The sequence below is a fragment of the Gloeomargarita sp. SKYB120 genome (assembly GCA_025062155.1).
GTDB lineage: Bacteria > Cyanobacteriota > Cyanobacteriia > Gloeomargaritales > Gloeomargaritaceae > Gloeomargarita.
In genome coordinates, this window is sequence record JANXAM010000010.1 from 14369 (window position 1) to 27719 (window position 13351).

At 57.1% G+C, this 13351-nt stretch carries 17 protein-coding genes; 12 read left to right on the forward strand and 5 right to left on the reverse strand.

Annotated elements, in window-relative coordinates:
• The first annotated feature begins 21 nt into the window (after nt 1–21).
• Nucleotides 22–1143, forward strand: a complete 1122-nt coding sequence (locus NZ705_05335) for a glycosyltransferase family 4 protein (GenBank protein MCS7292385.1) — start codon at nt 22–24, stop codon at nt 1141–1143.
• On the forward strand, nt 1109–2467 hold the full coding sequence (rsmB, locus tag NZ705_05340; GenBank protein ID MCS7292386.1) for a 16S rRNA (cytosine(967)-C(5))-methyltransferase RsmB: 1359 nt from the start codon (nt 1109–1111) through the stop codon (nt 2465–2467). Before NZ705_05335 ends, rsmB begins: the two co-directional genes overlap by 35 nt.
• A gap of 12 nt (nt 2468–2479) precedes the next feature.
• Here the strand turns inward: rsmB and NZ705_05345 are convergent, their stop codons facing one another.
• Both NZ705_05345 and queC read right to left on the reverse strand, forming a co-directional pair.
• On the reverse strand, nt 2480–3280 hold the full coding sequence (locus tag NZ705_05345) for a class I SAM-dependent methyltransferase (GenBank protein MCS7292387.1): 801 nt from the start codon (nt 3278–3280) through the stop codon (nt 2480–2482).
• Nucleotides 3273–3977, reverse strand: a complete 705-nt coding sequence (queC, locus tag NZ705_05350; GenBank protein ID MCS7292388.1) for a 7-cyano-7-deazaguanine synthase QueC — start codon at nt 3975–3977, stop codon at nt 3273–3275. The genes NZ705_05345 and queC overlap by 8 nt, the downstream gene beginning before the upstream one ends.
• Nucleotides 3978–4095: 118 nt before the next feature.
• Between queC and NZ705_05355 the strand changes: the two genes are divergently transcribed.
• Nucleotides 4096–4386 (forward strand): hypothetical protein, encoded by a 291-nt coding sequence (locus NZ705_05355; protein MCS7292389.1) that lies wholly within the window; start codon nt 4096–4098, stop codon nt 4384–4386.
• Here the strand turns inward: NZ705_05355 and NZ705_05360 are convergent.
• Nucleotides 4383–5057: a DUF1995 family protein gene (locus NZ705_05360; protein MCS7292390.1), complete on the reverse strand. Its 675-nt coding sequence runs from the start codon at nt 5055–5057 to the stop codon at nt 4383–4385. The genes NZ705_05355 and NZ705_05360 overlap by 4 nt on opposite strands.
• 65 nt (nt 5058–5122) lie before the next feature.
• Between NZ705_05360 and NZ705_05365 the strand changes: the two genes are divergently transcribed.
• The 9 genes from NZ705_05365 (at nt 5123) to aroA (ending at nt 12073) form a co-directional block, all read left to right on the forward strand.
• Nucleotides 5123–5698, forward strand: a complete 576-nt coding sequence (locus NZ705_05365; protein ID MCS7292391.1) for a hypothetical protein — start codon at nt 5123–5125, stop codon at nt 5696–5698.
• A gap of 76 nt (nt 5699–5774) precedes the next feature.
• A complete protein-coding gene (locus NZ705_05370; GenBank protein MCS7292392.1) occupies nt 5775–6077 on the forward strand; it encodes a hypothetical protein in 303 nt (100 codons plus the stop codon).
• A 10-nt stretch (nt 6078–6087) separates the two neighbouring features.
• Complete coding sequence (locus tag NZ705_05375) at nt 6088–6555, forward strand: hypothetical protein (protein ID MCS7292393.1); 468 nt, start codon at nt 6088–6090, stop codon at nt 6553–6555.
• 18 nt (nt 6556–6573) lie between these two features.
• Nucleotides 6574–7122 (forward strand): hypothetical protein, encoded by a 549-nt coding sequence (locus NZ705_05380; GenBank protein ID MCS7292394.1) that lies wholly within the window; start codon nt 6574–6576, stop codon nt 7120–7122.
• Between the two features lie 51 nt (nt 7123–7173).
• Nucleotides 7174–8439, forward strand: coding sequence for an argininosuccinate synthase (locus NZ705_05385; protein MCS7292395.1), 1266 nt, complete (start codon nt 7174–7176; stop codon nt 8437–8439).
• A 22-nt stretch (nt 8440–8461) separates the two neighbouring features.
• Nucleotides 8462–9745 carry an HD domain-containing protein gene (locus tag NZ705_05390; protein ID MCS7292396.1) on the forward strand — a complete coding sequence of 428 codons (1284 nt, stop codon included), beginning with the start codon at nt 8462–8464 and terminating at the stop codon, nt 9743–9745.
• Nucleotides 9746–9778: 33 nt separating this feature from the next.
• On the forward strand, nt 9779–10435 hold the full coding sequence (upp, locus tag NZ705_05395) for a uracil phosphoribosyltransferase (GenBank protein MCS7292397.1): 657 nt from the start codon (nt 9779–9781) through the stop codon (nt 10433–10435).
• Between the two features lie 28 nt (nt 10436–10463).
• On the forward strand, nt 10464–10748 hold the full coding sequence (locus NZ705_05400) for a hypothetical protein (protein ID MCS7292398.1): 285 nt from the start codon (nt 10464–10466) through the stop codon (nt 10746–10748).
• Nucleotides 10745–12073, forward strand: a complete 1329-nt coding sequence (aroA, locus tag NZ705_05405) for a 3-phosphoshikimate 1-carboxyvinyltransferase (protein MCS7292399.1) — start codon at nt 10745–10747, stop codon at nt 12071–12073. The genes NZ705_05400 and aroA overlap by 4 nt, the downstream gene beginning before the upstream one ends.
• Here aroA and NZ705_05410 read toward each other — a convergent pair.
• Both NZ705_05410 and NZ705_05415 read right to left on the reverse strand, forming a co-directional pair.
• Nucleotides 12070–13062 carry a protein kinase gene (locus NZ705_05410; GenBank protein ID MCS7292400.1) on the reverse strand — a complete coding sequence of 331 codons (993 nt, stop codon included), beginning with the start codon at nt 13060–13062 and terminating at the stop codon, nt 12070–12072. The genes aroA and NZ705_05410 overlap by 4 nt on opposite strands.
• 30 nt (nt 13063–13092) lie before the next feature.
• Nucleotides 13093–13332 (reverse strand): response regulator, encoded by a 240-nt coding sequence (locus NZ705_05415; protein MCS7292401.1) that lies wholly within the window; start codon nt 13330–13332, stop codon nt 13093–13095.
• Nucleotides 13333–13351 lie beyond the last annotated feature (19 nt).

Consider the following 13351-nt stretch of genomic DNA (forward strand, 5'->3'; position numbering starts at 1 on the left):
AGGGAGCGGTAGGTGTGGGGAATGCACATTGCCTGGTTAGGAAAAAAATCGCCCTTTTGTGGCAATGTCACCTATAGCCGCGAAGTGACCAACGCCCTGCGGGACCGGGGGTATCATGTGAGTTTTCTGCACTTTGCACCCCCTAGCGAGTGTGAATCGGACCAGGACTTTTCCCTACCCTGTCTGTACAAATCTCAGATCTATACCCTACCCAGTCCAGGGGCGACCCAAGCGCTGTTACGCACCTTGAAAAAATTGCGCCCTGATGTCCTGCATGCTTCGTTGACCCTGTCGCCGCTGGATTTCAGCTTGCCGGACATTTGTGGGGAGTTGGGGATTCCCCTGGTGGCAACGTTTCATCCCCCTTTTGCCAGCCGCCGGTTGAACTTGGCCGCCAGCACCCAGTTTTTGACCTACCAGTTGTACGCCCCTTGCCTGAGCCACTACGACCGGGTAATCGTCTTTTCGCGGTTGCAGCAGGAATTGCTGGTGCGGTTGGGGGTGCCGGAACAGCGGCTATGCGTAATTCCCAACGGCGTGGACCCCGACCGCTATGCCCCCGGCTGGAGCACCCTTAAAAGCGAGCTAAACGCGGATTGCGTGTTCATCTACCAGGGGCGGATTGCCCTGGAAAAAAACGTGGAGGCGCTCCTGCGGGCCTGGAAAGCAGCGGACCTGGGACCCCGCGTGAAGTTACTCATTGTCGGCAATGGCCCCTTGGCCCCCAGCCTGATGGCCCACTACGGCCCGGAGCAGGGCGTGCTGTGGCTCGGGTTTGTGGCCCAGGAAAGGGAGCGGATCCGCCTGTTGCAGGGAGCTGATGTTTTTGTCTTGCCATCGCTGGTGGAGGGCTTGTCCCTGTCGCTTTTGGAGGCGATGGCCTGTGGCCTGGCCTGTGTGGCCACCGATGCGGGCGCTGATGGGGAAGTGCTCGAGGGCGGGGCCGGGATTGTTCTGTCCACCCAGGGCGTGGCGACCCAGTTGCGTACCCTGCTGCCGATGCTGGTGCAACAGCCGGAGTTTCGCCGCATTTTGGGGGTTAAGGCCCGCCAGCGGGTGCTAGAGCGCTACACCTTGAGTCACAATCTGGACCGGTTGGAAGCCCTCTATGCCCAAGTGGTCCGTCCGGTCTGCGCTTGCTGACCCGCGTTATCTGGCGTGGCAAGCCCTGCGGGCGATTCAGGCGGGTCAACCGACGGAAACCGCCCTAGCGCCCTACCTAGACAACGGGCTGAAGGAACCTGACCGGCGCCTGTTGATGGAACTGGTGTGCGGGGTCACGCGCCAGCGGGGGTTTTTGGATGCAGTGATTGACCAGTTAGTGCCTCGTTCGCCGCCGGTGCCGGTGCGGCTGCTGTTGCGGCTGGGGCTGTATCAACTGCACTTTTGCCAGCAGATTCCCGACTTTGCGGCGGTAGACACAACGGTGGCCCTGGCAGAACAGGTGGGTTGTCAGCGCTGGCGCGGGTTGGTGAACGCCGTTTTGCGGCATTACCTACGGGTGGTGGGCGACCCGCCCCGGCATTTCCCCTTGCCGTTACCAGCCGAACCAGCTGCCGCGTTGGCCTTGCAGTACAGCTATCCGGCGGAGCTGGTCCAACACTGGCTGGCCCAACTGGGTCATGCCGAAACTGAACAGCTCTGTCAGTGGTTCAATCAACCGCCGGTAACCTACCTGCGAGTCAACCGCCTGCGCACCGATGTCCCAACGGTCGTGGCCCAATTTCAGCAGGCGGGTTTAGCAGCGCATCCCGTTCCCGAGCTGCCCGGCGGGCTACAGGTCACCAGCGGCGGCAAAGTGACCACCTGGCCCGGATTTGCCGACGGCCACTGGACTGTGCAGGATGCGGCGGCCCAATGGGTCTCGCTCATTCTCGACCCGCAACCGGGCGAAACTGTGATAGACGCCTGCGCTGCGCCGGGGGGTAAAACCACCCACATTGCTGAACTCATGCGCGACCACGGCACCGTCTGGGCCTGCGAGCTTCGCCCCGACCGTCTCGTACAACTGCAAGCCAATGTCCAGCGTTTGGGATTGACCTGTATTCGCTATCGCCTGGGAGACGCCCGCCGCTTTGCAGACTGGCGCAACCAAGCCGACCGGGTCCTGGTGGACGCGCCTTGCAGCGGCTGGGGAACCCTGCACCGGCACCCTGAAGCTCGCTGGCGCTATCGCACGGAGGAGCTAGCTCGGCTGGTGCAGTTGCAGCGGGAACTGTTGCAGGCGGCGGCGACCTGGGTGAAACCGGGGGGCATTTTGGTCTATGCCACCTGCACGCTGAACCCGGCGGAAAACGTCCAGCAAATCCAGCAGTTTCTGGCCCAACATCGCACTTGGGAGGTGGTTCCCCCGTCGTTACCCGCTTCGCTTGCCAGCGCTCTGGACCCCCAGACCCACACGGTAACCTTTTGGCCCCAGCGCCACCGGATGGACGGGTTTTTTATCGCCAAGTTACGCCGGCGCTAGGCTATCCTGACTTCATTTGGTAGCAACGACCGCCACGTTCCAGGCCCAGCGTTTCAGGCCCGGCAGGCGCTTCAACCAGTGATCCACTTTTTCCAAGCGCGTATAAAGGGGTTGCAAGCGCCGGTGTTCGGCAATGATTTTTTTCCAATAGCGTTCCCGGTTGGGGTTCACCTTTTCAATGAAGTAGAACTGCAAGAAAATCCAGAGGGTTGCCAACCAAAACGTATCCCAGGCGATATGGCGAAATAAGGGGCGAATGTGTCGAATGATGTTGATAGACAAGGGCCGTTCATCAGGGGTACGCACCTGGGTCGCCAAGCGCCGGTACACGTTGATGATGGGATTGTGAATCAAAGGGTCCCAAAAGCAAACGTGACCGCCTGGTTTAACAACTCGTCGCATTTCTTGCAGGGCCAGGAGCGGGTCGGGTAAGTGATGCAGTAAGTTGGCCGCATAGACAATATCAAACGTATTATCGGGAAAGTCAATCGCCATGGCGTTCACAACTTTCGTGCCAATTGTTACCCCGTATTGGTCGGCTAATTTTTGGGCCACGTTCAACATTTCGGGGGCGTAATCAGCAGCAATACAATTGGCTCCCCGCAACGCGAAATAGACGCTGTTTTCACCCGCGCCACAGCCCAAATCTAGGACCGATTTGCCGCGCATATCTCCCAGATGGCTAAGAATAAACCGGTTTTCGGGGGCGGTGCAGGCAGTGAAGTAGTCCACAACCGGAATTTCATCGGTGTCTATCACCTTGGCCCAGGCGTCGTGAAAGGCCCGTTCCCTGGCTAAGATGTCGTCAAACATGGGGCGTTCCTTCCGTGACCGCGTAGGGGAGGGGGTCGGTGATGCCTGCTTCGCGAAATCCAGCGCGCCGCAGGATGCAACTGTCGCACACCCCACAGGCAATTTCTTCCCCCCGATAGCAAGACCAGGTCAGTTCCCACGGCACCCCCAGGGTTTGCCCCAGCCGGATGATGTCGGCTTTGTGCAGATGCAGTAGCGGCGCGGTCAGCAGGATGGGTTGTCCTTCCCGGCCTTGTTTCGTGCCCAAGGTATAAACTTGCTGCATGGCGGCCAGGTAGTCTTCCCGGCAGTCGGGATAACCCGAGTAGTCCAGCGCATTGGCGCCAATGTAGACCCGCACAGCGCCTAGGACTTCGGCCCAGGCGAGGGCAAAGCTCAAAAAAATCGTATTGCGGGCAGGGACGTAGGTGATGGGAATCCCCTGGTTCATCTCGGCAGGCAAGCGGTGGCGCGGCAAGTCCAAATCCCGCTGAGTCAAGGCCGATCCCCCCCATCGCCCCAGCACAAGCGGCACAATTTCGTGTTGGATGACGCCCGCCCGTTGCGCAATCGCCTGAGCAGCCTGCAGCTCCCGCCGGTGCCGTTGGCCATAATCAAACGACAGGGCGTAACAGTCATAGCCGGCGGCTTTGGCCTGGTACAAAACAGTGGCCGAATCCAGCCCGCCCGATAGCAGCACCACCACCCGCTGGTTCATGATTCATCCCGGCGCGACTATTGTTAGAATGATCACCATGTTAGGGAACATGGAAAACCTGTGGAGAACCGAACAGGTTTTGGCTACTGGATACTCTTTCGCTTTGAGGAGACCGCCGATGCTACACCGTAAACTATATCAACTCTGCTGCGACGGTCGCGAAGTGTGGATTTATCTCAGGGACCAGCAACGGATGATCGAGCGGGCTCGGATTGTCGATATTGAGGGAGACCTGGTAACCTTACGCTACGAAACCGAAGAAGACGACGAAATCTGCTCCTGGGAAGAAATGGTGCGCATCGAGAGCATCGGTTCCATTACCCAAAAAATTGCGTCCGTCCCGCGGGGCGACCTGGAACCCCTGGTTTCCGATGAGTGCCCGGAAGCGGAACAAATTCGCGAAGACTAGGCCCGCAACGCCCGCAACAAGCGCGTGAGTCCCCGCCAGAATCCGCCGCTTGGCGTTGGGGGATTGAGCAACTGGTCCAACGTCTCCGCATCGGGGTTGGTGGGAACTTCACCAGCAGGTTGATAGTCGCCGTTGCTGGTCTCTCGCCAAATTTGCCAGGGGTTGGGGTAACAGCGCAGGACGGCTCCCCCTTCCACCGGGCGCAGGTGATAGGCCGTGACCAAAGTCTGCAAAAACTCTCGCCGCAATCGCCGGCCCGCATAGCCAATCCCCACAGTGCCTGCATCTTCCAAGCGGGCGTTGAGCAAGATGACTGGACAAGGGGCCGTTTCCACGAGCAACCGAACTTCCGTGACAGCTGCCGGATCCGGTGCAATGACCACCACCCCTTGGTCAGTCGGTTGATGGGGTTCCCGCAAGGTTTCCAAGCGCCAGGGCACATCCCCCCAATCCCGTCGGGCCAGGGCGGCGGCTCCAGCATCGGGAAAAACCACCCGTCCGGCGGCGCCCCATTCCGTGAACGCCTGTAAAAACGCCCACCCTAGCGCCATGGGTTTCACATCAGGTAGCCACAGTTCCACCAGCAAACGGGTTTCGCCAGCCGCTATCGCCTGTTGAGTCGCCATCTGGGCCTGGGCAATCGCCTCCGGCAGGGTTTGGGGCAAGGTCATAGGTGGTCGTTCGCCAGTAAGTCATCTATATTATGGGGAAAATGTCACGCTAAACACTGGTTTGGATGGTCAACTTTTTACTCGGTCTGCTAGTGGGGGTCATCGGACTCCTATGGATGTGGCAACGCTATCAGCGTGTGCGTTCCCAGTGGCAAAAACGTTTACAGCAATCAGAAGAAACAACCCAAAGTTACCAGCAAGAACGGGATGCGCTCATTCGGCAATATCAAGAACTGACCCAACGGTTACAGGCGCTGGACGAAGCGTATCAAGCCGCCGTACAAAGAGTTAAGGAACTTGAACAAGAAAATCAGCGTTACAAACAACAGGTTCAACGCCTGGAAACCGACCATCGAATCGCGATTCAGCGTGTCCAGGTTCTTGAAGCAGAAAATCAACAATTACAAACCGACTGCACGGACTTCCAGAAATATGCTCAGGCAATTGAAGCAACCCATCAACAAACCCAAGCAGACTATCAGGATGCCATTAATCAAATCCAAGTTTTGGAGACACAGAAGCGACAACTACAGCAGCGAGTAGACCAACTCCTAGAGTGCATCAATCAACCAACATGCAGACCAGCGTCCTATTGTTTCAGCCGGCACCCAGACGAATTCCCATATTGCTGTCATCTTTGAAGCTACTGAACAAGACCTGTATCCCGATGAAATTTATGACACTATTCTGAGTATCCTGAAAATCTACGCCAATAGCTTGCCGGAAGAATACCGTCGCCGCCATCACATTTTGCAAGACATTTTGAATTGCAATCCCCCTTCTGGCCGCCGCGATGAGCTTCAACAAACGATCAAATCCCTATTTGCCAACTATCAAGGCAAAACCGAGCGTCTTGTCCGAGATTTAGTTGATTTAGGCTTTGAGTTTTTAGATAGCCCGAACCACTACAAGGTGAAATGGTGTGGTGATGACCGTTATGTATTCTCATTTGCGAAAACACCAAGCGACTACCGAGCCGGTGCCAATATTGCCCGCGACCTGATTCGTTTACTGTTTTGACATGCGAAGGATGGCCATCATGAATACCTTGCGTCGCTTGTACCGTTCTCTAAAATATGCTTGCTTCCAATTCATGCATCACTGGAAATACGGCAGCAGTCGTGCTGGTTCTCCGTACTGGGAAAGTGTGATTCAGACCTTAGAAAGGGAAAAGTCAGTATTGGAACGGCGGAACAGCGAACTCAGGCGGGTCAATCAAGAACTTCAGAGCGAGCGCCAGCAATTGCGATATCAAGTTGACCAGATGACTAGGGAGAATCGAGAACTTGCTAATCAAAAACTTATCCTGCAGGGGCGTTGTCAGGAGTTAGCTGACCGACTGGGTCAATGGCAACAGGAAAATCAAAGTCTCAGAAACCAGCTCCAGCAATTGCAAGTTGAAAAGGTTCAGCTACAACAGGAGAACCAGAATTTTGCAGGTCAGCTCCAGCAATTGCAAATCGAAGTAACTGGCTACAAAGAAAGCCTAGATAGATAAAACCAGTACTTACAGGATTTGGCTCAAGAAAACGAAGCCCTGCAAGTCGCTCTCCACCAGCAGGAGCAAGAATGTAAAAAACTGCAAAGTCAAACGGAGCAGCAAGCGCAAGAAATTGCTCAACTACGGGAGCAGTTAGAATGGTACCGGAAACCGAGTTCGAATCTGGAATTTAGAACCGGTGAGCGCGGCCTTTACGAAGGTGAAATACGGGACATGATACTGATGATTCTCAGGCAACATCTCGAAAGTTTACCGGCGGATCCGAGAGACTATCCACGACGCAAGGATATTCTACGCGATGTACTAGCGCATAATTCCCGTCACGGTGAAATGGACCAACTCCGCCAGAATATTAGACAGCTCTTTCAGGGTTACACGAAGTGGAATGACCGTATTGGCGAAGAATTGAGACATTTGGGTTTTCAATACTCAACCGACGGTGAACATTGCAAGGTAACTTGGCGCGGTGATAAGCGCTATACCGTTACCATCTCGACAACACCGGGTGACAAAAAGAATGCAGGCCACACTGTTATACAGAACTTCAACCAAACGTTTTTCTGAAGAGTCATTCGCCTACTATGGAAAAAGAAGGGGCTGGGAGATAGGGAGCGAATGGAACAGCGGGCGCGGAAGGTGGTGTTGGCCTACTCGGGCGGGGTGGACACAACGGTGTGCATTCCTTACCTGCGGCACGAATGGGGCGTCGAGGAAATCATTGCGCTAACGGTGGATGTGGGACAAGGGCTGACGCTGGAGATGGCGGACGCACCGGAACTGGAAACCCGCCGGCAGCAGGAATTGGAAGCCATTCGCACGAAAGCCTTGGCCGCCGGCGCTAATGTGGCTTTGGTAAAAGACGCGCGGGAGACGTTTGTGCGGGAGTATGCCCTGCCGGCGATTCAGGCCAATGCCCTCTACGAGGGTCGCTATCCGCTTTCGACGGCGCTGGCTCGCCCCTTGATCGCTCGCCTGCTGGTGGAAGTGGCCGAAGAGTACGGCGCGGATGCGGTGGCCCACGGTTGCACAGGCAAGGGCAATGACCAGGTGCGGTTTGATGTGGCGATTGCGGCGTTGAATCCCCGGCTGAAAGTCCTGGCGCCGGCGCGGGAATGGGGCATGAGCCGCGAGCAGACGATTGCCTACGGGGAGCGATTTGGGCTGAGTTTTCCGGTCAAAAAGTCGTCCCCCTACAGCATTGACAGTAATTTGTTGGGGCAAAGTATTGAGGCGGGGCCGCTGGAAGACCCCTGGCTGGAACCACCGGAAGAGATTTACACGCTGACCCGTTCGGTCGCCCAAGCGCCCCCTTTGCCGGAGTACATCACGGTGGATTTTGTCCAGGGACAACCGGTGGGTGTGAATGAGGAACCCCTGCCGCCAGTGGCGTTGATGGAGCAGTTGAATTTCCTGGCGGGGCGACATGGCGTAGGCCGGATTGACATGATCGAAAACCGGCTGGTGGGGATTAAATCGCGGGAGGTGTACGAGGCGCCAGGGTTAGCGGTGTTGATAACGGCGCACCAAGCCCTGGAAAGTTTGACCCTGACGCGGGATGTGACCCATTACAAGTATGGGATTGAGCGCACCTATGCCGAACTGGTCTATAACGGGTTGTGGTTTAGCCCCCTGAAAGCGGCACTGGATGCGTTTATTCAAGAGACACAAAAACGGGTGACAGGGACAATTCGCTTGCGGCTCCATAAGGGCACGGCAACGGTGGTGGGGTGGCAATCGCCCTATTCCCTTTATGACCCTGATTTGGCGACCTATACCGAAGGGGACCGGTTTGACCACCAAGCAGCGGAAGGATTCATTTATGTGTGGGGATTGCCGCTGCGGGTCTGGGCGCAAGTGGGACAAAAGCATCCGCCGGTTTAAGGGTTAAAGTGGAAGAAAAACGATGGGCAAAACCCGCACGTATCATGACCCAGTGCATGGGGCAATTACGCTCGATGGGCGGGACCCGGTCGAGGCGCTGTTGATTCGTTTGATTGATACACCCCCATTTCAACGCCTGCGCCGGTTGCGTCAATTGGGAGCGGCCAGTTTTACGTTTCATGGGGCGGAAGGGTCGCGGTTTACCCATTCGCTGGGGGTGTTGTGGGTGGCGCGCCGCGTGTTTGACCGGTTGCAAAATCATTACCCAGAATTAAAACCCCATCGGGCGGTGGTATTGGTAGCGGCGTTGTTTCACGATTTGGGTCATGGCCCCTACAGTCACACCGGCGAAGAAATGTTCCATTATCACCATGAACATTGGACGCAAAAAATTCTGGAACAGGACCCCAGCATTCGTTCGCTTTTAGATGGGTTTGACTCCGAATTGATGCCGAAGGTTTTGCAAGTTTATCAACAGGTCTATCCCCTAAAGTTTGTGGGGCAATGGGTGTCGGGACAATTGGACTGCGACCGGTTGGATTATCTGATGCGGGATAGTTATCTGACTGGGGCGGCCTACGGGCGGTTGGATTTAGACCGGATTCTGGCGGCGATTGATTACGACCCCGATAGCGGCGGGTTAGTCGTGCATCGCAAGGGGCTGGCGGCGATTGAACATTACCTGGTGGTGCGCTATTTCATGTATGTCCAGGTGTACAGCCATCGCAAAAATGTGGCGGCCACGTGGATGCTCTGCCGGTTGATAGAGCGCGCCAAACAAGACCCCCAAGTGCTCTTTTGTGACTCAACAATGCACCGCTGGCTAACTCAACCCATCGAGGCGCTCGAACTCCCGGATTATTTAGCCGCCGATGATGACGTTGTGAACTATCACCTTCATCGCTGGACAGAGGCATCAGACCCGGTGATTGCGGATTTGTGCCGGCGATTTTTGCAGCGCGATTTGTTCAAAGCGACGGAGGTGACCCGCTGGAGTGAGGCGCAACAGCAGGAGTTGCTGGCGGATATTCAACAGGCGGTCCGACAAAAGGGCTGGGATGAACACTATTACTGTGGGTTGCACCGCCGTTCCATTCGCGGTTACACGCTGTATCAAAAGGGTATCCTGATGCAGACGGATGAGGGTCTGCGGGAGATTAACGAGCTGTCGCCGCTGGTGCAATCGTTGAGTCATCCCCACACCCGCGCGTGGTTGATCTATCCCCGTGACGTGACGGAACAGGTGATGACCTGGGTGCAGCGCCACGCCACGGTTCCCGAGGCAACAAATGGGCAAAGTTTTTAGGGGATAATTGGTTAGGGTTTTCTGGATGGGCTAGTGACGCTCCAAGGAACGGTTTATGTGCCCCCGCATCCATTGATCCAGCACTGGTTGGGGGTGGTGCGGGATAAACAAACGCCGAATGCCCTGTTTCGCCCGGCGCTGGTGGAATTGGGACGCTGGTTGACCTATGAGGCCATCCGGCGGGATTGGTTGCCGTTGACGACCGCAACGGTGGAAACCCCCCTGGCCCCTGCAACAGCGCAATTTGTGGACCCGACCGTGCCGCTAGTTTTGGTGCCGATTCTGCGGGCGGGGTTGACCTTGCTGGAGGGGAGCCAGAACCTGTTGCCCCTGGCGCGGGTGTACCACTTTGGAGTGATGCGCAACGAACATACCCTCGAACCGATGGTCTATCTCAACACCTTACCAGCGCAATTCGACCCCCAGACACGGGTGCTGGTGCTGGACCCGATGCTGGCGACGGGTGGGACAGCCATGACAGCATTGACAGCCTTGGTGGAACGGGGCGCCCAACCGGCCTACATTCGCCTGGTTTCGGTCATTGCCGCGCCGCCAGCTTTGCAAAAAATTACGAGCCATTACCCCCAGGTGCAAATTTACACCGCTGGCATTGACCCCGAACTCAATGACGTCGGTTTTATCGTGCCTGGCTTGGGAGATGCCGGTGACCGGAGCTTCGGGACGGGGTAAACTGGGAACAGGACTGGGAGAAATGTCCATGGAATCGCGAGGGGATGGTTTTGGCAAGGGCTTGCTGCTGGGGACCCTGTTTGGCGGTGTCATTGGCGGCGTCCTAGGGGTGATCATTGCCAATCGGTTAACGGCGCAATCCCGACCCCAACCTGTGAAAGCAGCCGGCAATAGTAACAACCTGCGCCAGAACCTAGAGGAGAAAATCAACCAGTTGAACGAAACAATTGACCAGGTGCGCGACCAACTGGCCCAGGCGAGTGCCGCCGCGAGTGAACCTGTCCCCGAACCCAGCGGGCGAGAATCTCCATGACAGTCGAGCGCTCGCTGCTGGCGTTTACTGCTGACGGCGTTCTCCTGCAACCCCCACCGGACTTCACCTTGCGGGGAACGGTGCAAGTGCCAGGCGATAAGTCCATTTCCCATCGCGCCTTGATCATTGGCTGCTTGGCCCAGGGGACCACCGTCATTGAAGGGATACTGCCTGCTGCCGACCCCCAGAGTACGGCCCAGTGTTTACGGGCGTTGGGGCATCGGATTTCGCCGCTCAATCCCCAACGCGTGGAAGTCACACCGGGAGCCTGGCAAGAACCGGACCAGGTGCTGGACTGCGGCAATTCCGGGACCACGATGCGCTTGCTGGCGGGCGTGCTCGCGGGTCGGGTGGAGCAGTTTTTCGTACTCACAGGGGATGCGTCGCTGCGGAGCCGGCCCATGCAACGGGTGGTTACGCCCTTACGCCAGATGGGTGCGGTGATGGATGGCCGCCAGAATGGGACGCGGGCGCCTTTGGCGATTCGGGGACAGCGGTTGCGGGCGATTGACTACGAAAGCCCGGTGGCGTCAGCCCAAGTGAAATCAGCGATTTTGCTGGCGGGATTAACGTGTGCGGGCGTGACCCAGGTGCGCGAACCCTACCCATCGCGGGACCACACGGAACGAATGCTGAAAGCCTTTGGGGCTGACATCGCCTGGGAAAACGCCGTGGTGGAACTGCGGGGGGGTGCCACGTTGCACGGTCAACGGGTAGTGGTGCCAGGGGACATAAGTTCGGCAGCGTTCTGGCTGGTGGCGGGCGCCATTACCCCCGGCGCAGACATTGTGATGACTAACGTGGGTGTCAATCCCAGCCGCACCGGTATCTTGGAAGTTCTGGAAGCGATGGGAGCGCGGATTGAATGGCTGAACCAGCGGGAGGTAGCGGGCGAACCCTTAGCCGATATCCGGGTGCAACACAGCGCGCTCCGGGGGGCAACCATTGGCGGCGCGTTGATTCCCCGCTTGATTGATGAGATTCCCATTTTGACCGTGGCGGCGGCCTTTGCCCAAGGGAAGACGGTGATCCGGGATGCGGCGGAACTGCGGGTGAAAGAGAGCGACCGGCTGACTGCGATGGCAACCCAATTGACCCGGATGGGCGTGCAGGTAGAAGAATACCCAGATGGTTTGACCATCTACGGGACCGACAAACCGCTGGTGGGCGCGGATTTGCATACCTACGACGACCACCGGATTGCCATGGCCTTGGCGATTGCGGCGTTAAACGCGCAGGGCAACTCTCATTTAGCGCCCGCCGATTGTGTGCGGATTTCCTATCCCGAATTCTGGGAGACGTTGCAGCAGCTCTATCACGGTTAATCCTTTGGCCCCAGCAGCAGGAACTCCAATTTATTCAAGTCCCTGAGAGCGTCGGCGGCGGACGGATACCGGTCTTGGGGATAATAGCGGGTCATGGCTTGCAAGATGTTCAATAAATGACCGTTTTGGGGGGTGCGCCAGGGGGTCAAATCCAGTTCGCCGTTGTGAACATCCCAGGGCAAATCGGTCGGAGGAACGCCCGTCAGCGCCTGCAGAGCCACCATGCCCAACGCATACAGGTCACTGTTGAATTCGGGGTAGCCCATGAGTTGTTCAATGGGTGCATACCCCCGCGTGCCAATCGAGACGCTGGCGGCATAGGGATCAGGTTGGGGCGACATTTCTTTCACCGCGCCAAAATCTATCAAAAAATAGTGGTCGCTTGCTGCTTCGTAGATGATGTTATCGGGTTTGATGTCGCGATGAATGACCGAGTGCCGGTGCATAAATTTCAGGATTTTGAGTAGATTTTTCACTAGGCCAAATACGGCTGGGACAGGCCAAGGCTTGCCATCGGCGAAACGTTCTCGCAACGACGGCCCGGCGATGAATTCTTCCACCAGATAAAAGTCCCCATCCTGTTCAAAATAGGCCAACAGGCGGGGAATGTGTTTGTAATGGCCTAGATTTTCCAGCACTCGAGCTTCCCGTTGAAACAATTGGCGGGTGCGCCGCAGTTTTTCGGGTTCCGTCAGAGGCACAGAGAGCAATTTTTTGACGACACACAGGGGCTTACCGGGCCGGTGCCAGTCCTGAGCGAGATACGTGCGCCCAAATCCGCCTTCCCCCAGCGGTCGCAGAATCTCGTAACGTCCCCCCAGGTGCGATGCCAATGTAGGCTTTGTCGCCTGGATACTCCGCACTGTCGCCAGTTGCGCCGCCACCCGAGCTGCTACCACCGGTAAATCCAGGGGTTTGGTGATGTAGTCATTCGCGCCCGCTTGCAGGGCAGTCACGACATCGGCGCTTGCTGCCCGACCCGTCACCATAATCACCGGTAGGACGCCTGGCGGGTGGGTTTAGCGAATCACTTTCAGCAAGTCCAGCCCCGTCATCCCTGGCAATAGCCAATCCAGCAACACCAAATCCCACCGGTCGCTTTGCAACAACTGGAGCGCTGTTTCGGGTTCACTGGCCGTTGCGACGCGGTAGTTGCCCTGCTGGCTGAGGAACCGTTGTAAGAGCTTGCGCATCAGGGGGTCGTCATCTACGACCAGCAGCGACGCCGACGTGCCCACATCCGTTTTCTCGTCTTCCATTACCAAACACTCCGACCCC

Excerpts from the sequence above, each read along its gene's own strand:
- queC (MCS7292388.1), bottom strand. The coding sequence starts at position 3,977 with ATGAACCAGCGGGTGGTGGTGCTGCTATCGGGCGGGCTGGATTCGGCC.
- NZ705_05355 (MCS7292389.1), top strand. The coding sequence starts at position 4,096 with ATGCTACACCGTAAACTATATCAACTCTGCTGCGACGGTCGCGAAGTG.
- NZ705_05365 (MCS7292391.1), top strand. The coding sequence starts at position 5,123 with ATGGTCAACTTTTTACTCGGTCTGCTAGTGGGGGTCATCGGACTCCTA.
- NZ705_05345 (MCS7292387.1), bottom strand. The coding sequence starts at position 3,280 with ATGTTTGACGACATCTTAGCCAGGGAACGGGCCTTTCACGACGCCTGG.
- NZ705_05375 (MCS7292393.1), top strand. The coding sequence starts at position 6,088 with ATGGCCATCATGAATACCTTGCGTCGCTTGTACCGTTCTCTAAAATAT.
- NZ705_05335 (MCS7292385.1), top strand. The coding sequence starts at position 22 with ATGCACATTGCCTGGTTAGGAAAAAAATCGCCCTTTTGTGGCAATGTC.
- NZ705_05400 (MCS7292398.1), top strand. The coding sequence starts at position 10,464 with ATGGAATCGCGAGGGGATGGTTTTGGCAAGGGCTTGCTGCTGGGGACC.
- NZ705_05360 (MCS7292390.1), bottom strand. The coding sequence starts at position 5,057 with ATGACCTTGCCCCAAACCCTGCCGGAGGCGATTGCCCAGGCCCAGATG.
- NZ705_05410 (MCS7292400.1), bottom strand. The coding sequence starts at position 13,062 with ATGGTGACGGGTCGGGCAGCAAGCGCCGATGTCGTGACTGCCCTGCAA.
- NZ705_05390 (MCS7292396.1), top strand. The coding sequence starts at position 8,462 with ATGGGCAAAACCCGCACGTATCATGACCCAGTGCATGGGGCAATTACG.
- NZ705_05415 (MCS7292401.1), bottom strand. The coding sequence starts at position 13,332 with ATGGAAGACGAGAAAACGGATGTGGGCACGTCGGCGTCGCTGCTGGTC.
- rsmB (MCS7292386.1), top strand. The coding sequence starts at position 1,109 with ATGCCCAAGTGGTCCGTCCGGTCTGCGCTTGCTGACCCGCGTTATCTG.
- aroA (MCS7292399.1), top strand. The coding sequence starts at position 10,745 with ATGACAGTCGAGCGCTCGCTGCTGGCGTTTACTGCTGACGGCGTTCTC.
- NZ705_05385 (MCS7292395.1), top strand. The coding sequence starts at position 7,174 with ATGGAACAGCGGGCGCGGAAGGTGGTGTTGGCCTACTCGGGCGGGGTG.